Origin of the sequence: Reichenbachiella carrageenanivorans (genome assembly GCF_025639805.1) — a bacterium.
Classification (GTDB): domain Bacteria; phylum Bacteroidota; class Bacteroidia; order Cytophagales; family Cyclobacteriaceae; genus Reichenbachiella; species Reichenbachiella carrageenanivorans.
On sequence record NZ_CP106735.1, the window covers coordinates 473,949 to 498,477 of the forward strand.

Genomic DNA, 24,529 nt, shown 5'->3' on the forward strand with positions numbered 1-24,529 from the left:
TGAGTTGATATGATCTATGGAGAGTATCGCACAGACTTGTTGTCCGTTTAGTCAGTGTTCTCGCAAATCGAATGTCGACATTAGATTTTCCATACAAATTAGTTGTGCTCCGTCTGGTCTTCTTCAACTACTGCATAACTGATAGCTGCCTGAGCTGCTGCCAATCGTGCTTTTGGAATTCTATAAGGAGAGCAAGAAACATAATCTATTCCAAGGCTATTGAAAAATGTGAGTGATTCACTATCACCTGCCTGCTCACCACAAACACCAATTTTCAACGCTGTTTTTTTTGTCTTGGCCTTAGTGATGGCTATTTTCATAAGTTCACCCACCCCAGCTTGATCTATCTTCTGAAATGGATCTTCGTCCAATATTTTTTGCATTTTGTATTTTGCAATAAATGTTCCAGAATCATCGCGACTATAACCCAAGGTCATCTGCGTTAGGTCATTCGTGCCAAATGAAAAATAATCGGCATGCTCGGCAATTTTATCGGCCACCAAACAAGCCCGTGGCACTTCTATCATCGTACCTATTTTCACTTCTCCAAGTTCATCGTCTACATCCAAGGCTAGCTTGATAACTTCTACCATGCTTCTTAGTTTCGACAATTCTATTTCATTCCCGACTAGCGGTATCATGATTTCGGGACTAGGAACAAAACCCTCTTCTCTCGTCACCTCAAGTGCCGCATCAATAATAGCTCTCGCTTGCATTTCATAAATTTCTGGATAAATCAACCCCAACCTACATCCCCTCATTCCCATCATTGGATTCACCTCGGTCAACTGTTCGGTGATCTTTTCGATCCGATCGTAAGTGACATTGAGATCCTTCGCCAATTTCATTATTTCGCCTTTCTCTTTAGGAATAAATTCATGTAATGGAGGATCGAGCAATCTAATATTGACAGGCTGCTGCTTGAGCGTCTTGAAAATGAGTTTAAAATCCTCCTTTTGATAAGGGTACAGCTTATTCAACGCGATCTTTCGTCCTTCTTCATTTTGAGATAGAATCATTTCTCTCATATCGGTGATTCTATCGCCGGCAAAAAACATATGCTCTGTTCGGCACAACCCGATACCTTTTGCTCCAAATGCTATGGCCTTTTTCGCATCCTGTGGTGTGTCTGCATTGGCCAATACATGGACATCACTCACCTCATCTGCCCATGCCATGATCGTCGCAAATTCATCACTCAGATTAGCCGAAGAAGTTTCTACTTGGCCTAGGTACACCTTGCCCGTCGTCCCGTCTATAGAAAGATAATCTCCTTCACACAATTCATGTTCCCCTATTTTCAAGAGTCGCTTTTCTTCATCTATCTGCAAATCGATACAACCCGACACACAGCACTTGCCCATGCCACGCGCGACCACCGCAGCGTGACTGGTCATGCCTCCGCGGGCAGTCAATACACCATTGGACGAGAGCATCCCTTTGATATCTTCTGGAGAGGTTTCTATTCTCACTAGGATAACTTTCTCTCCTTTTTCACAAGCTTCTTCAGCTGCTTGTGTATCAAAACAAATTTGACCAGTAGCCGCCCCTGGGCTAGCTGGCAAACCCACGGTCAGTTCTTTCGCTGAAGCTAATTTCTCTGGGTGAAACTCTGGATGAAGCAACTGATCTACTTGAGCTAAGTCAAAGTTTTTCAACACATCCTCTTTGCTTATAATGCCTTTGTTCACAAAATCAACAGCAATCTTCGTTGCCGCTGAGGCCGACCGCTTTCCATTACGAGTTTGTAACAAATAAAATTTCCCGTTTTCGATAGTAAATTCTATGTCTTGCATATCTCTATAGTGATCTTCGAGTAGCCTAGAAGCCTTGCACAATTCATCGTATACCGACTGATTGACACTCGCCAGTTCATCTATAGGGTTGGGGGTTCGAATGCCTGCCACCACATCTTCGCCTTGGGCATTCATTAGAAATTCACCAAAGAGCCTATCTTCTCCTGTAGATGGATTTCTAGTGAAGACAACGCCCGTTCCTGAGGCATCTCCCATATTGCCAAACACCATCATTTGTATGTTTATAGCGGTGCCTACACTACTGGGTATATTATTGATCTGGCGGTATATTTTAGCACGCTCATTATTCCAAGATTTGAATACAGCTTCGATCGCCGCATACAGTTGTTTTTTGGGAGATTGCTCAAACTCTTTACCTGTTCCTTGCTGCACTACATTTTTATACTCCTTTATAAGCTCAATCAAATGATCTTCTGTCAGCTCTTGATCGTTATCTATGTTGTTTTTCTCCTTGACCTCCTCCAAAATAGACTCGAATTGATACATCGGTAGGTCTAAGACAACATTGCTATACATCTGAATAAACCTCCTATAACAATCCAGTGCAAAACGCTTAGAATTTGTACTTTTCGCCAAGCTCATTATATTCTCGTCATTGAGTCCGAGATTGAGTATGGTGTCCATCATCCCTGGCATAGAAAATACAGAACCAGACCGAACAGAAACCAGTAGGCATGGATCTCCCCCAAACTGTTTTTCCGTCTGATTTTCTAATTGAATCACAGCCTTTTCTATTTGTGCTTTGATTTCAGAATTAACAGTATTGCCATCATGAAAATACTGATTACAAGCTTCCGTAGTAATGGTAAAACCAGAAGGGACGGGCAAACCAATTTTCATCATTTCTGCCAAATTAGCCCCTTTGCCTCCCAAAAGTGCTTTTATCTTTATATCCCCTTCGATAAATGAGTAAACGTAATTTGTCATAGCTACTTACTATTAGTGTGTTTTATGTGTTTCAGTATTATTTCGGCGGTTTCTTCTACAGCCTTGTTTGTGACATCAATTACCGGACATCCAATTTTTTTCATCACCTTGTCCGCCAGTTCTAGTTCATGAATGATATTGTTGAGATCAGAATATTGCGTATCACTGGCTACGCCCATCGTATTATTTCTTTCGGCTCTCACTTGATTCAGGCGACTAGGATCTATGGTCAACCCAATGATTTTTTTTATTGGCACTTGAAACAGGTGCTTAGGTATACTAGACATAGAAACCAGCGGAATATTGACCACCAAAAAATTGAGGTAAGCGAGGTATATACTCAATGGTGTTTTTGAGGTTCTTGAAACACCAATCAATACAATATCCGCCTTTTCTAACGAAGACTGACTTTTACCATCATCATTGTTGATCGCAAATTCGATAGCATGTATTTTTCGAAAGTAGTTTTGATCCAGCTCCATCGAATGAGTAGGCTGATAAACTGGCGACGCACTCAAGGCTTGGCCAAAAGCCTCAACATAAGGCGACAGGGCATTGAGACACTGGATTCTCAATCGTAAGCCTGCCATCACAAAGGCATCTCTTACTTCCTCCAGTGGTGTACAAAACACCACTACGGCGGGTTCGTTCAACTTGGCCTGCTCCACTACTTCTACCGCTTCTTTAGGACTTTTGACATTCGGTACTTTTATTACTTCACATTCGCAATCTGGAAATTGCCATGCCGCTGATCGAGCGAATGATTCCAAAGCCAAAAAACTCATGGAGCCAGGAGTAATGAAGATATTCAACCGAGTCGTTTGCATTGAATGAATGAATTAAGACTAGCAAAGATCAAATGAAGGAGCCTCTGAGGCTACATCTTAATCGGCATATACATGTTCATTTTTTGCAAAAAAACAACCTATGTAACATATAATGCAAATAACAGACTTATAAATGTAAAAAAATGACAAATCAAACAGATCAAAGACACTATACGCCCGCAGTCAAAAAACTAGAGATAGAAGTGAAAGCAAACCATACTAAAGAAGAGCGGTGACCGAAGACAAAAACACAAAAAAGAGCTAGCTACAGATAAAACACATCTACAACTATGCTCTTTTTTTTAACCTATAAGGCTCTCTTTTTACGAATAAATCAATGACTATTCATCCATTTTTCTAACGTAGACATAAAATGCGTTGCACGACGTGCCATCCTCCATATCAAAATAGGCTAACAACTCGGTCTCGCCAAGTGCTACATCAGCTGTCATTGTCGCAGATTGGCTGTCATTGTTTAGTGTAGTTTCGTATTGAGCATCCCCAATTTTGAGATATGCTTTCTGAAACCTCATCGCCTCACCAGCAATTCTTTTGTCTGTATAAGCAGTGGCTGGCACGGTATCATAGACGGCTGTGCCTAGTGCCAACCCACTTTCTTCAGGCCATCTCATCAGATCAAACTGATACTTACCATCTGCGACAAAATTCACCGTAAACTTGGCTGGTTCCATCGGAGCCCCTTTTCTAATCAGCGACTGATTCCACGGAGGATATTTGTCGATCGCCCGAGCATCATGACAGGTAATCACATCTAATGAATCCTGTCCTAGCTCGATCACCGAAAACTTGGTTTCCTTGATCACATCTTCCCACCAAGTTTCATAAAAAGCATTCATCGCCAGTACTCGATCCGAAAACTGATCTGCCAAATTGTTTTCTTGCCCAGGGTCTTCGGATACATTGTAGAGCTCTACCCCATTGATCAATCTCCAATCCCCTTCCATTACACAACTATTTTTGCCTTTGACTGGCCAAGGTACACGCTGGGTATCTGTCACCAAATACCGATCTGAGAGGTCACTTTTACCCAATAGATAATCACTGATATCTGTTCCATCTAGGGTTTTCAACGAATTGAATTCCTGGCCTGTAAGTGTGGTAAGCGTGGGCAACAAATCTACATGAGCAGTGAGTGCTGTAAGCTTTTTTCCACCTGTGAGCCCTCCATTGGGCCATTTGATAATAAATGGCACACGATGACCTCCATCGTATTCACTGCTTTTTGTTCCACGCATTCCTGCATTGTAGCCGTAGTACTTTCCAGTTTTTTTGTCTTGCTTGTATCCTCTGGCGGTTCCATTGTCCGTAGTGAAAATCAAGATCGTATTGTCAGCAATACCCAGATCATTCAGTTGTTTCGTCAACCTTGCGAAGTTGTCGTCTATGTTAGTGATCATACCATAAAATCGCTTTTGCATCTCCGTGATTGCCGTCTCGTCTTTGTATTGCTCGTAATAAGCCTTCGGCACATTGTATGGCCCATGTGGTGCATTCAAACTGAGGTAGCAGAAAAATGGCTCTTCCTTTTTGTTTTCAATGAATTTCATCGCTTCATCAAACCATACATCGGTACAATAGCCAATCTGCTTTTCGGGCACGCCGTTTCTGAAGTACGTATCATCAAAATAGTCGTTGTTCCAATAGTCTGGCGTCTGACCTACTCCTCCACCTCCGTGATAAAAGGCCTCTTCAAATCCCCGATCGTGCGGTCGAAAAGGATGATTGTCTCCCAAATGCCATTTGCCAAACATGCCAGTAGCGTATCCATTTTCTTTAAATACATCTGCCATCGTTACTTCCCCTTTGTTGAGCATAGATGCCCCCATGATGGTATGCCATACCCCATTTCGGTTGCAATTTCGCCCAGTCATAAAACCAGCACGAGTAGGTGCACATGTCGTGCCTACATGATAATTGGTGAGACTAACCGACTCCGAAGCAAACTTGTCTATGGCTGGTGTTTGGATAATAGAATTGCCAGTATGTCCTAAGTCTCCATACCCCTGATCGTCGGTGATCACAATGATCACATTGGGTTTGTCGTCTACGGCAGACGCTGGCTTATCTGCGCATGCTGAAGCAAAAACGAACATGGCCAGATATGAATTTAAAAAGTATTTCATCGTTAAATAAGTTTTTTCTCTTTGGGGAATTGTAATTCCACTCAAAAATGGCGCATCGCAAGTATAAATTCTACTTTGATTTTGATAAATCCGAATCCATTTTTTGCCCTGCCAGGTGATGTTTTGGCTTCTAGCCAAATAATGCATCAATAGCCTCTAGCAGCCTATGTTTTACGCAAGGATATTTTCTCTCATACACATCTATAAATGATCACTTCCATGTTTTGAATTAGCTTCTCCAACTGCTGCCCAAAGCAGACTAATAATCAAGCATATATAAAGTATTAGGCCCTAGTTTTTCGTTATTCCTTTGGCGATTTTTTATAAAACTGATGTCCTGGCAACCTTGCCGTTTTCTCGCTGAATCCAAATAAATTTTTGTCATGATCGTCAAGTGGAATTGCTCGAATGGTCAAATCGGCATCCCTAAGTGTGGTGGATGAAAATACAACGGTTTCACCAATTTTCAGGTCGACACTAAAAGCTCCTGAATCATCGATCAGCACCTTGTCCGAATCCATCACACGTATTCCATCTATGTAAATATTGGGTGACTCTAGATCCGTTTTTACGACACAAGGTGAGCCCTCAAGGCTTTCTACAGCTACGAACTGTGTGCTTCCATTTTTTCTTCTTGCACTTACCAAGAAAGCTCCTTGAGTTCTCAGTTGATGAAAGGTCGCATCTCCCCATCGCGCTGGTGTACCTGGAAAAACCTTAATAACACCTCCCATGCTTTGAAGCAACATATCATGAACACAAGTAGCAAAAGACAAAGGACTTTCGATTACTGGATTTCCTTCTGCATACATGGTAGTGGTCGATACATTCTCATGCTTAATTAAGAAGTCGAGATAATAATAAGCCTTGTCTGCATCTCCGAGTGCTGCATACATAGAGGCGGCTCCTGTGGCCGTATATCCCGTGACTGGCATCGTTTCTAATCTTGCATGGGTATTGACCGTTATATCTAGCCAATGATCGAGCGTAGTTCGAACCAAGAGGCTGTCCTCTTCTGCTGTAAGCACTGCCAATGGGTAAAACGCCAACAAGTGTGAATAATGGCGATGCCGTTTTTCAAACGCAATGTCTTTCCCTATCCTCAATCCATGTTCATCTAACTGAAACCCAACTAGGTGAGTCATGATGTTTTTCCATTCTCCTGCGAGTGGATCGTTTAGATCAAACTCGTCATTGAGATCAAGCAGCGTTTGACAGCTCCACCTCATGAGGGCAAGCGTAAAATTGATATCCTGACCATGGCCATTTGGATATTCTGGCGACCAGCTGTTTTTGACATGAATTTTACCATCAGTCTCGTCTACAGGGTTTTCTTCTAAATAATTGAGATAACTATTTACTGCTTTTTTCAACAGCGGAAACAACTTGTCTCTCATGCGCTCGCGATCTCCAGCATATTGACAATGCAACCAATAATCATGTAAAATCCATACCAGCATGTCTGGGACTTTCCCTCCATTATAGGCTATGAAATCCTGCGGAAGGAGTGCCGCTACAGCTGCACTATTTCCCCAGCGGTCAGGCACGTTGTCTTCTAGGTTTTTTGCATACTTATCTATTGAGTTGACCAGCGATTCGCCAACCGATAATCGGTTGGCCGTCAGGTATGTCCAATATTGCAATTCCACATTCAAATCACCCCACACCATCGGCCAAAAGGTATCGTGATACCAAGGTCCCATCAGATCCATTATAGGACCGTTGCCTCTGGTGGCAGATGCAAATTTGTACATCTGAATCCAATAAAATGCTTCTTTCTCTGCGTCGTTAATCGTTAAAAAGCTGAGTGGATAATACTCATGCCACCATTGTGTATGTGCCGCCTCAAAGGTGCCGTTATCAAGTAGTGCCTTTGCCTTTTGTAAATTCTGTTTTACAACTTGCTTACTATTGTGCGCTGGAAAACTATGGTGAACACTAGCCAACAAGCGTTGAGTCCCAGCTTCCTCTCCACTCACCTCCCAACCAGTGGTCGTTTCTCCTCTGTTTTTATAGAGCATCTGTAGGCAAAAACGCTGACCATTCTCTTCAGTGATGGTAGCAGGAGGAGGCATTGGCATAGGATCGTTGCGCATCTTATCCCAGTTAGGGCTTTTAGGGCCACCTCCAGCTTGCAAACTTTTCCACACTGGAGGAATGGGGGCATCTGGATGCCACGTGATTTTCACCAATTCCCCTCCACTGGCTATTGTTTCGAATGAGATGACATCGATATCACTATGCGAATAACCCTTGATCTGATAAGATCCTTCTAAGGTTTCGATTACTCCCGTCAATTGTGCATCCCATAAACTCAAGCGTAAATCTACACCCGTAATATTGCCTTTCGACTCTAGTTTGAAATGCCCCAAGGGCAAACGACTCCGATAGATCCAAAGCATTTGATTTTCCTTAGGTGCCTCTCGGTGATCGTAATAATCGTGCCTCCCCAGATAGATGGACATGGTGTTTTTTCCTTCACTCTCCATCCTATAGAAGAGAAATCCCACATTTCCATTTCCAGTATAAGGAGCCACTTCCCATCGATGTGGAATCACATCCCAACGCATATCGTGCTGAGATAAAAATGCTTCATAATCCACCTCCAATCTCACCGATGAAATTGGTTCTTTACAAAAAGAGCAAAAGACAAATAATATGAATAAGTATTTAGTATTGTTCATCATGCTTTTTTGATTCAACATCCAATTAAATCACAATTACTTGAATTTGCAGGATCAAACTTGATTGAGATATGATTACCCAACAGCAGACTCTGTCATCCACATTTTACCATACGGATAAGTATAATCATAAAAGGTTTCCTTTTTCATCGTGATACTATACCCTGGCAACATGGGAGGCATATATGCTCCGTTTTTGATCACCACAGGGTCAAGAAAATGCTCGTGCAAATGATCGACATATTCAATGATTCGCTCTTCTAAAGAACCACTAATGACTATATAATCAATCATGGATAGATGTTGTACATACTCGCATAAACCTACACCACCTGCATGAGGGCATACTGGAATGTCGAACTTGGCAGCCATCAACAAAATAGCAAGTATCTCATTGACTCCGCCTACTCGACAACTATCGATCTGACAAATCCCTATGGCTCCCGCTTGCATCAATTGTTTAAAGACTACTCTATTTTGACAGTGTTCGCCAGTTGCTACTTTGATAGGAGCTACGGCTTTGGCTATCGTAGCATGGCCTAAAACATCATCTGGGCTCGTAGGCTCTTCTATCCAGTAAGGGTTGAATTGCGCCAGCTTTTCCATATTAGCAATGGCTTCACCCACATCCCATTTTTGATTAGCATCCATCATCAGTCTCAGGTCTGGACCTATTTCTTCTCTGATAATAGCAGCTCTCCTCATGTCGTCATTGAGGTCTGATCCTACCTTTATCTTCATGTTGGAAAACCCTTGGGCTTTGGCTTCACGACAAAGACGTCTCATTTTATCATCTGAGTAGCCTAACCAACCAGCCGAGGTGGTATAGGCTGGATAACCTGTGCTTTTTAACTTTTCGATTCTTTCTGCCTTGGTCGACTCCTTGGCTTTCAGTATAGCTAATGCCTCTTCTGGTGTAATCGCATCCGTGATGTACGTAAAGTCCACGCATTTGACGAGCGCTTCAGGACTCATATCAGCAATAAGCTGCCACAGTGGCTTGCCTTCTACTTTGGCATAGAGGTCCCAAACAGCATTCACAATGGCTCCTGTGGCGAGGTGAATGACTCCCTTTTCTGGGCCTACCCACCTTAGCTGGCTATCGCCTGTGATCATTTTCCAGAAGGCACCCATATCGCTAGTAAATGACGCCAAGGTCTTTCCTTTCACCAGATAAGACAGTGCCTCTATGGCAGCCACGCACAATTCGTTGCCACGGCCGATAGTAAAGGTCAGTCCATGTCCTTCTAGCCCATCAACATGATCTGTTTTTAATATGACATAAGCTGCAGAGTAATCTGGATCAGGATTCATGGCATCTGATCCATCGAGAGATTTGCTAGTAGGAAAACGTAGGTCTATTACTTCAATGTCAATTATTTTTATCACAATCTATAGTTTTCGTTTATGTATACTTTTTTTGAGAGTAATTTGCATTACTCGCTTAGTAATCAAGCGCTCAATGTATTTTTGATAACTTTGCATCATTAGAATAGTACAAAATTGCACTTTAGTGCATTCTTGTACTACTGGAAATTTGATACTTGTGCGTACTTTTTTTGCCTTAGTTTATTGCCTCATTCATTTCACCGTCTATGAACCCTGAATACCTCAACAGAAGTGTTACCTCAAACCATTCTGTTTCTATCACTCACCTGCGGGACAAGCATTTCATCAAGCGATTTCATTATCACGAACAAATAGAAATTGTAGCCATTGTAAAAAGTACTGGAACTCGTTTTGTCGGGGACAATATTGCTGAGTTCAAGACTGGCGAGATCGTGGTGATAGGAAAAGATTTGCCTCATATGTGGCAGAACTCGAATGCCTATTTTGAAGCGGGCAATGACAAGATAGCCGAAGCTGTCACCATACACTTGGGGTTGAATTTTCTAGAAAACAACCTGACGGATCTCCCTGAAAACAACGGAATCAAAAGTTTGATTAACAAGTCTGTCAGGGGACTTTTGTTTAAAAATGATGCCAGAACTTTCTATAAAATATTGACATTAAACGAAGAAAAGGGGTATGCCAAATTCTTGAAAGTATTAGAAATACTGAATGATCTAGGTACTCAAACCAACTATGAATACATAGCCAGCGATGGCTTTATGGAGCGAATATCTGACTCGCAAGAAACCCGATCTTATCAGGTGCATCAGTTCATCATGAATAATTTTAAAAAAGAAATCAGCCTCAATCAAGTAGCAGAAGTTGCTCACATGAATCCTTCTGCATTTAGTAGGTATTTCAAAAAAACGCAAGGAAAAACCTTAGTGCAATACATCAATGACATTAAAATCGGATTTGCCTGCAAGCTGCTCATGAATGAAAACAAAAGCATCCTAGAGGTATGCTACGAATCTGGTTTTAAAAACGCTTCTAATTTCAACAAGCAGTTTCGAAAAAAGCACCACTTATCACCGAAAGAATATAGAGCAAAGTTGTAAGAAATAAGCCAGCAGTTATGATGCTGCTACCTTCTGTAAAGCAAGCAATTGCTGAGTTTCTGTCACGTCTCTAGATATCCCAAAAGTGCCGACAATTTCATGATTTAGATCGCGAAGTGGCAATTTGGTTGTCGAATAAAACTTAACTGCTCCTTTTCCATCGTCCGACTTTTCTATCAAGTTGATAATAGGCTCTCCCGTTTTGATGATTTTCTGCTCATCTTCATAGGATTGGGTTGCACTATCTCCTACAAAATCGATGTCTGTTTTGCCCAGCAAATCCTCTGGACTGCCTACCCCGAAGACTTCGGCATGCGACTTACTATTTCGGACAAATCGGCTTTGTAGGTCTTTGAAATAGATCACATCAGGCATATTGTTGAGCAAAGCATCCAATAGATATTTCTCCTTTTCATAGGCTTCTTTCATTTTGAAAATGGCGGTATTGGTACTGGCATTAGACGAGAGTTTGACCATGCTCAACCCTTCTTTTAGCTCAATAGCTATTCCGTCTAGGCTTATGGCTTTCTCATTGTACCCGCCCATGCCAGCGGACAGCTCGGAAGCCGAAGCCGCTATCTCTGCCGCACCTGATGCCGTTTGTTCTGCTATCACCACCACACTTTCCGTATTAGTCACTACTTCCTTGATCTGTGCGATCTGCCCCACTACGGCGGCTAAGATCTCCTCCGAATAGATAAAAGCATCATTAGATGAAGTAAACATTTCCTGAAAAACAACTGCAGCTTGATGCGTATCTGTTTTGCCACCTTTGATAGATTCTATCATCGTATCAATCACATTCGCTGCCGATCTGGTATCCTTTTGCACACCCGCGACCAATGCCTCTATTTCTCTTGCAGACTTTCTAGAGTTTTCGGCCAGCACTCTGATCTCCTCTGCCACTACCGAAAAACCCCTACCAGCATCTCCCGCCTGAGCAGCTTCTATAGCAGCATTGAGTGCAAGCAGGTTGGTTTGCGCTGCTATCTCCGTGATTACTTTAAGCACTCTTTCGATTTGTACAGAGCGATCTATCAACACGTTGATAGAGTGTGTCGTAGACTCTGACATCTCTGTGATCTGTTCCATACGCTCTCCAAGCTGTCTTACCACTTCGATTCCTTCCTTGCTTCGGCTTACGCCTGATTTTGCTGTCTCATTCACATTCTCTGCCTTCTGGCCAACGTCTTTGGAGGCTTCTAGGATTTGATCGATCAGCTCGGAGGCTTGATCTACTTTGAATACCTGATTTCGGGCACCTTCACTCATCTCTGCTATCGCTGAAGCGATCTCTTCTGTGCTGACATTCATTTCTAAACTCGTGGTCTTCATTTCTCCCGACGATTCTTCTATGATCTTCGAATGTTTTGAGACTTGCCCTAAAAGTCCATCTATATTATCTAGTGCTAGATTCAGATTGTTCACCATGCGCAGTATATCTCCTTTGGCTTCTAGCTCATATCTAAGCGTCAAATCTCCCGACGACATGGCATGAATGATTCTATTGAATTCCTTTAGGGGGTTGATCAATGAGCCTAGCAACGAGTTGATCCCAATAGTTAAATCCAAAAACACGCCTTTCTTATTGACTGTACTGATTTCAACACTGAGTTGGCCGCTACTTACAGCCTGATCGATCACCTCATTGGTTTCTGAAATAAAGGCATTGAAATTGTCTTGCAATTCGCTCAATGACTTGAGCGTACCCTCCTCTTCGTCGTGTAGCAACGCTGCATAGGTCAGATCTCCTTCACCCAATTTTTGCGCAAGCATTTCTATATGCCGAGTATGGTTTCGGTTCGGAATCTGCTTTGCTATCTGAGAAAAATCTGATGGCATATTGATCAATTCTTCCAAAGATTTTTCACTAAACTGATCACTCAATATCGATTTTATACCTGAAAAAGGATCTGCAAATTGCACTTTAAAATCGACGATCACTACCCCAAAATTGATCAGTCCTATTCCCAAATACAAACAACAACTCCATATGCCCAACCCTGCGCCTAGTGCGTACCCAAATGAGCCAATACTCACAATCAATACACATAGATCTACTACCAACCTTTTAATCAAACTCAAATACCGATTTGAATAAAACATTAAATAAATTACGCTCGTCATTAATACTGTCAATAACAGCATAAAGGGTGTTTCCATTCCTATATTTTTTTGATAAAAAGATTCCTTAGCGGAATAAAGTCAGACACAAATCTTAAGCAGGATATTAGACTTGAGCATTAGAGGACTCTATCATAATTTCGGGATGAAAGGACAGGTTGTAATTTTCGATCACAGTATCCAATACCCTAGTATTGAGCGGTTTGTTTAGGTATAGGCTCACTTCTCCTCTTGCATCAAACTGCACACGATTTTCCTGGCTTATAGAACTCGTAAGCATATTAATCATTGTGTTCTGACCCTGTGATGATATCTTCGAGCCCAACTGATCTAGAATTTGCCAGCCACTCAATAGCGGCATCTCTACATCAAGAAAAATGAGTTTTGGCCAGTCGTCGCTAGATAGTTGACCCAAATAATCTAACGCCTCTTGAGGCAGTTCAAATCGTAAAATTTCAAAATCTCTCGAATATATATGTATGGTAGCTTCAGAAAGCAAGCCTGAGATAGGATCATCATCTACAATTAGAATCTTGATTTTCTTATTATTATCCATAGCTGTAAGTTTTTGTATCTATTACAGAAGTCTATCATTCGGTTCTAATTCGACAATTAAAACATGCATGCCTTCCGAAATATTGGCTGAAGTGACTGGTTAGGTTTCTAAATAAATCATTCAATTACATATATATGTATATATGTAAACAAAATCACAAGCGTATTAGGATTGTTACTGTGCACAGGTGTGAAATTTACCCATAGAAAGGGGGAGATCCGTTAACTTTGCTCTTCCAATAAGAGGAAAAACTGATTTAAATTAACTATGAGAATTTCATTATTTTTTGTATGTCTCTTATCATTTATCTACTCTAATGCTCAGCACCTACCAGTCTCAAGTAAAAATAATTTTCGCATTGTCTTTTTAGGCAATAGCATTACCTACGCTGGCTATTTCACTGCAGAAATAGAAACCTATTACCGATTAAAATATCCTGCCAACAAAATAGAATTCATCAACCTAGGTCTACCCAGCGAAACCGTCTCTGGTCTATCCGAAGAAGGGCACGCTCAGGGCAATTTTCCACGACCATTTTTATTTGATCGTTTTGAACGTACAATAAACCAAACTCGACCAGACCTCATTATTTCTTGCTATGGGATGAACGACGGCATCTATCTTCCGCTAGATACGGTTAGATTTAAACGCTTTCAAGCAGGCATACAAAAACTACAACAGGAGGCTGACCGTCGCAGTATAGAACTGGTTCATTTGACACCACCCATATACGATCCGATAAAAGGTGAGGCATATGCGCATGTATTGGATGTCTATACCAAATGGCTTTTGAGCCAAAGAAAACTAAACTGGAAGGTGATAGATATCCACAATCCCATGAAGCAGGAATTGCACACCAGACGTAATCAAGACCCTACGTTTATCTTTGCCCAAGATGGTATCCATCCGGACGAATTTGGGCACTGGATTATAGCCAAAAATATATTGATCGGACTGGGTGAGATTGCGATAGAGTCTAGTGTTAGTTTTGAAGATTTTTATCAGACTTATCCCAATGGAGAGAAAATCCAGCTTCTTATTAGAAACAAGCAGAGTCTCTTAAAGGATGCATGGCTGTGCGGCATTGGACATCAGCGACCCAACATGAAGCAGGGACTGCCGCTAAAAGAGGCTATAACCCAAACCGATTTGATGCAGAATCAAATTCTAGAACTAGTGGAGTAGCAGCAATCAAACAGATCTCAGTTCTAATTATTTTCCGATGGTTTGGCATATTTCTTTTTATACTCGGCAGGTGTTAGGTTAAACTGTTTTTTAAAGCTTTTAGTAAAGTACGACTGACTGCTAATTCCCACAGAATACATAATCTCCGAAGCAGATAGATTTTCATCATTTTTTAAATAATGAGCCGCTTTTTTCAATCTAAACTCCCTCAAATAGGCATTGGCATTGTTGCCCGTCAGTGCCTTGAATTTTCTATAAAATTGGATATACGACATCCCCGTTTCACTGGCTAATTCATCTACACCAAAAGTGTCGTCTTTGTACTTTTCCTCCACGATGTCTTTGATTTTTGTCATGAAGATTTCATCCTTGGTCACCACTCTTTCCTCTTCAGGTTTCATCAAGAGATGTTGTTTGATTTGGATGGCGTCTCGCTCTCTTTTTTCAAGAATATTCTTGACCTGCAATTCCAACATATAAGGAGAAAATGGCTTGGCCACAAAAGCATCTGCTCCAGCCTCAAATGCTGCCTTTCTACTATCAAAATCATTGAGCGCAGTGAGAAAAACCTGAGGGATGTGGTTGATGTGCGAATCGTCCCTCAGTGATTTGCTCAGTCCAAAACCATCCAACTTGGGCATCATGATGTCTATGATCGCTAAATCAGGAATAAACCGCTTCGCCATTTCCAATCCTTCTTCACCATTTTCTGCTTCTATCACTACATATTCATCCTCAAACAACTGAGATATCAAGGCTCTAATCTCCTTGTTGTCTTCTACTAGCAGGATCATTTTTTGATCAACCAGCAACTCTCCACCTTCTACCTTGGGACCTTCTGGGGTTGTGCTAATATTTGGTGTTCCATCCGTCAGCTTTGATTTTGCGATGTCCTTGGGTAGAAAAACCGTGAAAGTGGTTCCCTTGCCTTCGGTACTTCTGACCTTCACATTTCCTTTATGGAGTTCGGTGAGCTCTTTGACCAAAAAAAGTCCAATCCCACTGCTTCCAAATATGGTTTCTTCTTGATCACCCTTGAAAAACCGGTCAAAAATAAATTCAATCTGATCGGCACTGATACCGTTACCCGAATCCTCTATGACCAGCGCAATATGATCCTTATGATCCTCCAGTAGCATATCTACTTTGCCTCCATCAGAAGTGTATTTGAAGGCATTGGATAATAAATTGAACAGGATACGCTCTATCGCGGCTTTGTCAAACGACAGTATAATTTCCTTATTTGGCAAGATGACGTTATAGTTAATCTTCATCTCCTGCGCATAGTCATTGAATGCATCAGCTGTTTTGCCTACTATATCTACGATGTCCGACTCTCCTAGCGTGAGCTTAAACTGTCCATGTCCAATCCGGCGAAAATCGATAAGCGAATTGGTAAGATTTAACAATCGCTGTCCGTTTTTATTGATATTATTCACCAAAGGCTTCAGTGCATCGTCCAAACGTGCATCATGTAAGAGACGCTCTAATGGACTGAGGATTAAAGTCAGTGGTGTTCTGATTTCATGACTAATATTTGTGAAAAATTTAAGCTTAGCTTCGTTGATTTCGGCCTGATGCAGTTTGTCTTTTTGCTCAAAAGCCACTCTTCTTTGTAGAAGTAAAACACGCTCAAAATACAAGAAAATCAAATAGCCCATACCTAGCAGTAGCAATCCATAGCACAAATACGCCCACAAAGTCCTATACCACGGAGGGGTAATCATGATTTTCAATTGTGTAGTTGATAGTGATTCGAGGCCATCGCCATTGAATGCACGAAGCTCAAACAAATAGGTACCTGGACTGAGCTGAGAATATGAAGCAGATGCATTTTCATGATTGGCATATACCCATTCTCTATCCACTCCTCGCAATCTGTAGGCAAATGTATTGCTCTTGACCGATGAAAAATGCATAGCTGAAAAAGCCAGCGAAATCTGATTCAAGCGATAAGGTAACACTATGCTTTCCATTTTATAAATGGGCTTATCAAGCACTTGCCATCCATTAATCATTTCTTGGGAATGAACAGGGTTGTTTAGTACAGATAGCTCGGTAATGATCGGCAGTGGCGGCACTGGGTTTCTCACAACCTGACTAGGGTTAAATAAAGTCAGACCATTCAAGCCACCAAAAACCACCCAACCATCAGCAGTAAAAATACTGGCTTCTTTTCTGAAATTATTAGAAGAGAGCCCATCCTTCATACTAAAGTTTTCGAATTTTTCCTCGTCAGGATAAAACCTAGAGATACCTCCGTCTGTACTCAACCAGAGCGTCCCATCGCGATCTTCTTCGATTCGGTAAACGACATTACTAGACAAGCCTCCTTCCTTTTTAGTATATCGCTTGAACCCTAAGACTTCTCCCGCTTCGGACAACTGCACCAAATGTAAACCTCCTCCATAAGTGCCTATCCAAAACCTACCCCGAGCATCTTCATGCATACTAAATACCTGATTGCTCCCAAGTGATTGGGAAGATGGTTGAGTGGATTTGAAATGTCTTATATCTAGTACATTATCATTTTTCATCAATCGGAACAGACCATTTCTAGTACCTATCCACATATCTCCACGAAACTTATAGATCACATCTACTATTTCATTGTCTAATAGGTGCGTAATCGAATCGGACGGTTGAATGAGTCCGGTCAAAATATCATCTTTATTAATATTCACCCTTTGCACACCATCCAACGTACCCACCCAAAGGGTCTGTCCTTCCAAATAAAGACATCTGACAAATTGACCCCTGAGTCTGATATTCAATTGGTGGGTCGAAGGTAAACTCACTTTTTGGTCGGTTCGGGTATCATATACAACGACACCATTGGTACCTCCGAGGAGCATATAATTACCCAAAGCCAGCATACAATTGTAGCTATGTTCTTTATCGAAAGATTTAAAACGGACACCTTCGCCTTTCGAAACTTCTAATGATTCTTCAGTAACGCTTAGCCCGTTATTGTAAGTACCACTCCATAGCCTTCCTGCGGCATCTACTGCCAACCCCGTGATGAGGTTGTCGGCTAAACTCGTGGAATCAAAATATTTGGATGAAATATTGATGAACTTTTTGCGATAAGGATCCATTTTACTGAGTCCTCCATGCGCAGTGGCTACCCACAGTATATCTGTATGATCGATAATGAGGTCATTGACCTGATTGCTACCCAGGCTTTTGGTATCTTCTGAACTATACTGGTATTGACTAAATATTCTACTTTTTACTTCATACTTCAACAGTCCCTTGTCTTGCGTCCCTATCCAAATTCTATCATTCGAAGCATGGATTATTTTCGAAACATTGCAGGGTTCAGGAAAGCTGAAAGGACCCTTTTTGATATCAAAAGAATAAGTATCTTCATTCAATTCGATCTCCGTCAGGTCTTGATTACTTGCTATCCAGATGGATTGCTTATCGATGATTTCTATATCCTCTACATGACTAAAGCCGATATCTTGCCAGTTGCTCTTGGCCATGATTTTCACCCTACTGTTCTCCGCTATATCAAGTGCATATAGATAGTTGGAGCCTACTACCAGCCACCGATTGCCCACCAGTCGTTTGATTGTACTAAACTGTTCGTTATTTGAGAAATTGGTACCCAAGTCGAGATATCCAAATCTCATGATTTCATAAAAACTGGCATCTTCCTGTCTTTTTGAATAAAAAATCTCATGGATACCGTGATTACTCAATATCAACAAGTGACCTTTAGATACCTCTTGTACTTGTCTAATTCTTATCCCTGCAGGCAATGTCTTATTGAAAGAATGGAGCGTATAAAATCGATTTTCATTCCTATTGTATAGTGCAATACCATGATCTAGCGTAAGCCAAATATTTTCGTTGGAATCTTCTAACAGCGAGTAGATTCGACCACTAGGAAGTGACAATGAATCGCTCGGTTCGTACTGATACTCTTTGTACGAATCACCGTCATATTTGATAAGTCCATTGGGCGTCCCTAGCCATATAAAGCCTGAACGATCTTGAATAAGACACAAAATACTATTTTGATTCAATCCTTGTGCATTGCTAATCCGCTCAAATACCACCTCGTGCTGTGCACTCGAGGAAAACACCAGGCTAATATTGATCAACCATATGACGGCAAGTATTCTCAATTTCGTATCGGTCTTTTATTTAATTTCTATCCCAAATTATATAAATGTGTGTTAAGAACTGGGCAATGTCTTCTTCCAATTTTCCCAAAGGTCATTCATCACCTGAGCTTTTTCGGGATTTTCGTTCGCCACGTCATTCTTTTCGAGTGGATCTTGGATCAAGTCATACAATTCGATTCTTTTCCCCTCGTTGTCTGCTAGCATCTTCCATTTCCCATCTATCACGGCACGACTCGCCCATCGTTCGGTCAGATTCCATCGGCTAGATACCACTGGATACTTCCACTCCCAAAAAAGAGGCTTCGTTCTATTAAATTTCTGATTATCGAAAATAGAGGCAAAACTCTCCCCATCGGCATCGTAATCTGTCGGCAGTTTTGATACCCCTGCTAACTCCAAGAATGTAGGGAGGATATCTACTCCAGACAAAATACTGGTACTATCTACGGCACCCGCTGTCACATGTCCTGGCCAGCGCACAATGAAGGGTACATTGATGCCACCTTCGAATATATCCACTTTACGCCCTTTTCTACCTGCTGTTTTTCCCACGGTCAAAGCAGGCAGTACATGAGCGGGACCATTGTCACTGCTAAATATGATAATCGTTTCTTTTCCTATACCCAAAGCTTCTACAGCTGCCATTAATCTTCCTACATGAAAGTCCGCATCGGTGAGCACAGCATAGTACGTTTCCTTATCGGGATCTACCCCCTGATAGAGCGCTCTTTGTTCGTCCGACGGCCACAAGGGTGTATGTGGGTCTTTCAACCAAAGGTTGACAAAAAAAGGTTGACCTGATTTGTTTCTTTCTAGGAAATCTATGGTCTCATCAACTACAATCCGACTAGAACTCTGAACCCAGAGCGTATCATCGTCCATGTATCTAGTAGTGGGCCAGTGCTGGTCCCCTTTCCAAGTAGGCCCATTGCCATTCCATACCCGTGTTTCGTCATAGCCATATACTTTGGGTTCGGGTGCTGTAGGGTCTCCATGCGGCAAACCTCCTCCTCCTAGATGCCACTTCCCAAAATGAGCTGTTTTGTATCCTGCTTGCTGCATCAGCTGTGGCAAATAATAATCCAATGTATCTGGCAACCAATTGGGCATTCCTCGTTTCTGGTTCACCTCGTTACCTGCAAAGTGACCATGGATGCGATGCCTTGCTGGAAATTGCCCTGTAATGATAGATGACCGACTAGGCGAACATACGCCACTTGTCACGTGAAATTTAGTGTACTTGGTACCCTGAGCAGTTAATTTGTCAAGGTTAGGCGTTTTTACTTCTGGGTGACCATTGCTCCCCAAATCTCCATACCCCCAGTCATCGGCAAATACAAAAATAATATTGGGCTGTTCTGCTTCCTTATTGGGTTCTGTGTACTGACATGCACCAAAAAAAAACGACACTAAAACGACAAACAATACATTAAACTTAACCATGATAGATAATTATAATATTTACGATCATTTGTTATATAAAAAAGGCTGTCTTCCAAAGCGCAAATTAGATGAAGTACTCTATAAGCTCATTTGTATGAGCTATAATTGAGATTTTAGAATGGCCAAGCAAAAGTCTTCTCAACCTGCTCCTTCGATTTACTTTAAAAGACAGCCTTTTTTATTCCTAAACAATCAACTTTAGTTCCTCTATTTATTCTCTAATGAATACTTTTTTACTGACTATACTATTGTTCAGTGCATTGTGATATCGAATGATCGCAACACCTGAATAATTCAAATTAATCTCATTATGCGAACCACTAATTTTCTTACTAATTAGCATTTTTCCTGTCAGGCTAATTACTTCCACCAAACCCGATGCCTTTGATTCCATGTTGGCAATGATCAACTGACCATTACTCACATACATATTCGGCTCACCCAATCCTCCTACAGAGAGAACGCTTTTCAAAATAAAATTCACCTTATAAATCTGTATAGATCCGTTCTGCGCCGTGACTGACACCAAGGTGGTACCCGACAAGCCAGCTGCTACACTTACCTCTACGGTAGCCCATGCGTTAGTAGCCGTAGCTGCTACTACTGGCACTAAAGTGGTACCTATTGGCAGCTCTACATCATAACTCAAGGTAGTTGGCAAAAACCCTTCGACAGTGGTTCCGTCCACTGTCAAATCGCTGAGTGAAAAGTCTGCAGAAACAGCACCCAAAGTAAAACTGAGTGTATAAGTGCGTTTAGCACCGTCCTGCGCCGTAACCTCCACTGTAGTGATACCAGGCAAAGCACTTGCAGGCGTGATAAGCACCGTAGCTGCTCCGTCATTGGCGGTAGCTGTGACTACGGGTACGTCTGCACGCAAGGGTAATACCACATCATAATTCAAGGTTTCGGTTTCGAATCCAAAAACTGTAGTTCCATCTACTTGCAAATTGCTCAAAGTTGCATCTGAAGGTGCTGCGCCCAAGGTGAAACTCACGCTGTATCTGCGAACAGAGCCATCCTGTGCTGTAACAGCCACGATAGTGGTGCCTGGCAAGGTGCCTGCTGCTGTGATCTCCAATGTAGCATTGTCATCATTTTCTGTAGCAGTGACTGTAGGCACAGCAGTAGTCCCAAACGACAATTCCACATCATAATTCAAGGTTTCGGCAGAAAAACCAGTGACCGTATTCCCGCCTACTTGCAAATCGCTCAAAGTTGCATCTGTCGAAGCCGCTTCCAGTACAAAATTTACACTATAGGTTTTAATAGACCCATCGCCAGCAGTCACTTGTACAGTGGAAGTACCTGGCAAAACGCTTGTTTCATTTATTGAAATAGAAGCACTTTCGTTAGCTTGGGTCGCTGTGACCGTAGGTACTATCGTAGTGCCAAACGGCAAATCGATATCATATGACAAGGTGGTAGGGAAAAAACCCTCAACCAACGTCCCATCTACTTTCAAGTCGCTAAGTGTCGCATCAGAATTTCCCGCTGCCAAGGTAAAAACAACCTGATATGTTTTGGAGGAGCCGTCTTGTGCCGTCACTACTACCGTGGTAGTACCTGGCAACTCACTGGCTGCTGTAATCACCAAAGTAGCAAATTCGTTGTTTTTGGTTGCAGTAACCGATGGTACGACCATAGTACCAAACGGCAACTCAACAGGATAGCTCAGTGTTTCTGCAGCAAAGCTATCTATTGTACTCCCTTCTACCTGCAAGTCGGAAAGAGTGGCATCTGTGGCTACTTCGGTCAACGTGAAATTTATGCTGTAGCTCTGCTCAGATCCATCTTCGGCAGTCACTACTACAGCCGTAGTACCAGGCAAAGATACCGCCGCATTGACAACCACAGTGGCTCCCGAATGCGTACTGGTACCAGCTACTGTAGGCACTATTGAAGTACCAAATGGTAGCTCTACATCGTATGCCAAGGTAGTGGCAGAAAAATCTTCTACAGTAGTGTCGTCTACTTGCAAATCGGAAAGCGTAGCATCTGAACTTTGCTGCGGTGGCCCTTGAATGGCATCCAGATAATAAGAGGATTCGATCAGGCTTCCTTGATTAAACATAAGTATGGTTTGATCATACAGGTTGCCTGCTATAGGAGTGCCCACGAGTGTGGTAAGGTCAACTGAGATCTCGTTCCAAGTATTGGCAGTCAAAATCACGTCTGCTGTAGTCAATTGATTGGCTGTGCCACTGATGGATTTTCTCATAACAAGTGTGATTTTTGGCATCGTACCAATCAAGCACTCAGGGTAAACCCTCATCTTGATAGTTCCAGAAGACACATCTATATTGTCATGATCGAGCTGAAGGTATCTGAATTCATCCAAATCGTCTCTAGTTACTTTCAAGACATTTGGACTACTATTGCCCATAACGGACGGTGTAGCTACGTTGGTACTGACAGTAACGCCTACTGGTACGGTCGTCACATTAAACTCATTTGAGCTATGGTCAAAGTACCACTCATTGCCTACCTCCAAATCGGCGACCTCATCCGCCAGATAAACAGGTGGCACCGAAGTAATAAAATCATCAACATAAAGTGGCTCAATCGTAACTGCAGTATTGATTGGTAAAATATACATGGCATCATAACCCCCAGCATCTATCACTGCCTGTACACTTCCATGAGTATCTACAGTGCCCTTCAGTGTCTGCCAAGACCCACCTGTTTTAGAAGTAGTTAAAATAATATCTTTTGTAGTGGATGATCCTACCGACTTATTGAATATCCTCATGATGATCCGTCCAGACCCACTGTTTATCGTACCATTCGATACTACATAGTATCTGATAGACCAGTCAAAAACCTGATCTACTTGAAGCGTCTGTGGCAGGTTGAAATATGCCCCAGCATTATTTGCTGAACCTACTATTTCTGTCACATTCGGATTTTCGGTATCACTAGCGTCAGGATTAGATACATAATTCACTACAGTATTAGGACTGTTAAAGTAATTCACCATCTGCCGGCATTGATCTATATCCTGAAAGGCATATCCAATAGAAGACACATATCCAGTGGGTTGAAAGCAAGACACTTTGGTATCGCTGGCCTCTCCCAAACCATCACCATCAGCATCGGCATACCATATGGAGGTCGCTACTGGCGAAGTCTGTGGGTCCACGCTGAATTGTATATCATCAAAGTAGATTGGCTCTGGACTGCTCGCTCCCTGAGAAGGGAAAAAAGATATTCGGTCAAATGGACCTGCACCAAGAGCATCAGTAATAGCCTCAGAGAAAGTATCCCATTGCCCTCCTGTCTTAGACACTCCTCCTCTTTGATATTTGTTATTAACATCTGCGCTGTTGAACAATCTAACTGTAAGTGATCCATTCGTACTAGATGCGTGGTCGCTGTAATATCTAAAGCTCAAATTGTCTCCTGGATTCACAGATGTAGGTAGCTCAAAAACTACTTGCTCATTTATTACCAAGGGTACGGCGTCAGAACCTACTTGTATCACGTTGGGATTATGAACATCTGCAACGACTGGATTTGCCGTATAGGAAACACCTCCATCGGCATAAGTGGAAGTGGCCTCTACTGGCAACATATAGCAAAGGTCTAAATCGAAATAGGTATAAAAATCGCAAGACGAGCTGTAATTAGGGTCTACACTAATCTTGAAATCATCGATATATATGGGATCCAACCCATCAGCCACCACTGGCTCTGTGGTACCAAAACTAGGATAAATAGATACTCGGTCGAACGGACCAATACCAGTACCAATGTCGTTAATGACTCCGGATACACCTTGCCAAACTCCCCCTGTTTTATCAAAGAAAAACTGTCTGTAGTTGGCTGTTTCTGTACCGCTACTGTTAAAAAACCTCACCAGCACAGCCCCTTTACCAGTCCCATTAGTTCCTGCGCTTTCAGCATAAATTTTCAAACTAAACGTTTCTTCGTTTGCTGGGTCTATCGCATTTGGCAAAATCAATGCTGGATGGTGATTGCCACTACTAAAAGGCTCTAAAATAGTGACCGTAGGATTGCTCGGATCTGAAACCGTAGAGGGGTTGGGCATAGCTCCAAACCGACTGGCTCCATTCCAGTACTGATTGGTAGCTCCTGGAGAGCTAAATGCAAGATCGACCTCCATGGTCTCTAAACACATGCTGGCATCGATATAAGTATATTCTGTTTGCGCAAAAGATATCGAGCCCGTCGACAAAATAATGAATAAGAGTAAAAGCTTTTTCATATAACACT

The 24,529-nt window shown here is 42.0% G+C and carries 12 protein-coding genes; 2 read left to right on the plus strand and 10 right to left on the minus strand.

The window, feature by feature from the left end; translation table 11 throughout:
• Positions 1-98 precede the first annotated feature (98 nt).
• The 5 genes from ppdK to N7E81_RS01810 form a co-directional block, all read right to left on the minus strand.
• On the minus strand, positions 99-2,744 hold the full coding sequence (gene ppdK / locus N7E81_RS01790; protein WP_263051567.1) for a pyruvate, phosphate dikinase: 2,646 nt from the start codon (positions 2,742-2,744) through the stop codon (positions 99-101).
• Positions 2,745-2,746: 2 nt separating this feature from the next.
• A complete protein-coding gene (locus N7E81_RS01795; RefSeq protein ID WP_263051568.1) occupies positions 2,747-3,571 on the minus strand; it encodes a pyruvate, water dikinase regulatory protein in 825 nt (274 codons plus the stop codon).
• Positions 3,572-3,912: 341 nt separating this feature from the next.
• Positions 3,913-5,715: an arylsulfatase gene (locus N7E81_RS01800; protein WP_263051569.1), complete on the minus strand. Its 1,803-nt coding sequence runs from the start codon at positions 5,713-5,715 to the stop codon at positions 3,913-3,915.
• 302 nt (positions 5,716-6,017) lie between these two features.
• A complete protein-coding gene (locus N7E81_RS01805; protein WP_263051570.1) occupies positions 6,018-8,402 on the minus strand; it encodes a glycosyl hydrolase family 95 catalytic domain-containing protein in 2,385 nt (794 codons plus the stop codon).
• 72 nt (positions 8,403-8,474) lie between these two features.
• On the minus strand, positions 8,475-9,788 hold the full coding sequence (locus N7E81_RS01810; protein ID WP_263051571.1) for an L-fuconate dehydratase: 1,314 nt from the start codon (positions 9,786-9,788) through the stop codon (positions 8,475-8,477).
• Between the two features lie 206 nt (positions 9,789-9,994).
• Here N7E81_RS01810 and N7E81_RS01815 point away from each other — a divergent pair, with 206 nt between their 5' ends.
• Positions 9,995-10,849 (plus strand): AraC family transcriptional regulator, encoded by an 855-nt coding sequence (locus N7E81_RS01815; protein ID WP_263051572.1) that lies wholly within the window; start codon positions 9,995-9,997, stop codon positions 10,847-10,849.
• Positions 10,850-10,864: 15 nt separating this feature from the next.
• Here the strand turns inward: N7E81_RS01815 and N7E81_RS01820 are convergent, their stop codons facing one another.
• Both N7E81_RS01820 and N7E81_RS01825 read right to left on the minus strand, forming a co-directional pair.
• Positions 10,865-12,934 carry a methyl-accepting chemotaxis protein gene (locus N7E81_RS01820; protein WP_263051573.1) on the minus strand — a complete coding sequence of 690 codons (2,070 nt, stop codon included), beginning with the start codon at positions 12,932-12,934 and terminating at the stop codon, positions 10,865-10,867.
• A 145-nt stretch (positions 12,935-13,079) separates the two neighbouring features.
• Entirely contained in the window at positions 13,080-13,529 is a 450-nt protein-coding gene (locus tag N7E81_RS01825; RefSeq protein WP_263051574.1) for a response regulator, read from the minus strand.
• A gap of 267 nt (positions 13,530-13,796) precedes the next feature.
• Between N7E81_RS01825 and N7E81_RS01830 the strand changes: the two genes are divergently transcribed.
• Positions 13,797-14,714 (plus strand): SGNH/GDSL hydrolase family protein, encoded by a 918-nt coding sequence (locus N7E81_RS01830; RefSeq protein WP_263051575.1) that lies wholly within the window; start codon positions 13,797-13,799, stop codon positions 14,712-14,714.
• A gap of 23 nt (positions 14,715-14,737) precedes the next feature.
• Here N7E81_RS01830 and N7E81_RS01835 read toward each other — a convergent pair whose 3' ends face one another.
• The 3 genes from N7E81_RS01835 to N7E81_RS01845 all read right to left on the minus strand — a co-directional run bounded on the left by N7E81_RS01835 (position 14,738) and on the right by N7E81_RS01845 (position 24,521).
• Positions 14,738-18,850, minus strand: a complete 4,113-nt coding sequence (locus tag N7E81_RS01835; protein WP_263051576.1) for a hybrid sensor histidine kinase/response regulator transcription factor — start codon at positions 18,848-18,850, stop codon at positions 14,738-14,740.
• Between the two features lie 51 nt (positions 18,851-18,901).
• Positions 18,902-20,293 (minus strand): sulfatase family protein, encoded by a 1,392-nt coding sequence (locus N7E81_RS01840; protein ID WP_263051577.1) that lies wholly within the window; start codon positions 20,291-20,293, stop codon positions 18,902-18,904.
• A gap of 211 nt (positions 20,294-20,504) precedes the next feature.
• Positions 20,505-24,521 (minus strand): hypothetical protein, encoded by a 4,017-nt coding sequence (locus tag N7E81_RS01845; protein ID WP_263051578.1) that lies wholly within the window; start codon positions 24,519-24,521, stop codon positions 20,505-20,507.
• Positions 24,522-24,529 lie beyond the last annotated feature (8 nt).

Coding starts and splice junctions, on each gene's coding strand:
- N7E81_RS01795 (WP_263051568.1), bottom strand. CDS start 3,571: ATGCAAACGACTCGGTTGAATATCTTCATTACTCCTGGCTCCATGAGT.
- N7E81_RS01840 (WP_263051577.1), bottom strand. CDS start 20,293: ATGGTTAAGTTTAATGTATTGTTTGTCGTTTTAGTGTCGTTTTTTTTT.
- N7E81_RS01815 (WP_263051572.1), top strand. CDS start 9,995: ATGAACCCTGAATACCTCAACAGAAGTGTTACCTCAAACCATTCTGTT.
- N7E81_RS01830 (WP_263051575.1), top strand. CDS start 13,797: ATGAGAATTTCATTATTTTTTGTATGTCTCTTATCATTTATCTACTCT.
- ppdK (WP_263051567.1), bottom strand. CDS start 2,744: ATGACAAATTACGTTTACTCATTTATCGAAGGGGATATAAAGATAAAA.
- N7E81_RS01805 (WP_263051570.1), bottom strand. CDS start 8,402: ATGATGAACAATACTAAATACTTATTCATATTATTTGTCTTTTGCTCT.
- N7E81_RS01800 (WP_263051569.1), bottom strand. CDS start 5,715: ATGAAATACTTTTTAAATTCATATCTGGCCATGTTCGTTTTTGCTTCA.
- N7E81_RS01845 (WP_263051578.1), bottom strand. CDS start 24,521: ATGAAAAAGCTTTTACTCTTATTCATTATTTTGTCGACGGGCTCGATA.
- N7E81_RS01825 (WP_263051574.1), bottom strand. CDS start 13,529: ATGGATAATAATAAGAAAATCAAGATTCTAATTGTAGATGATGATCCT.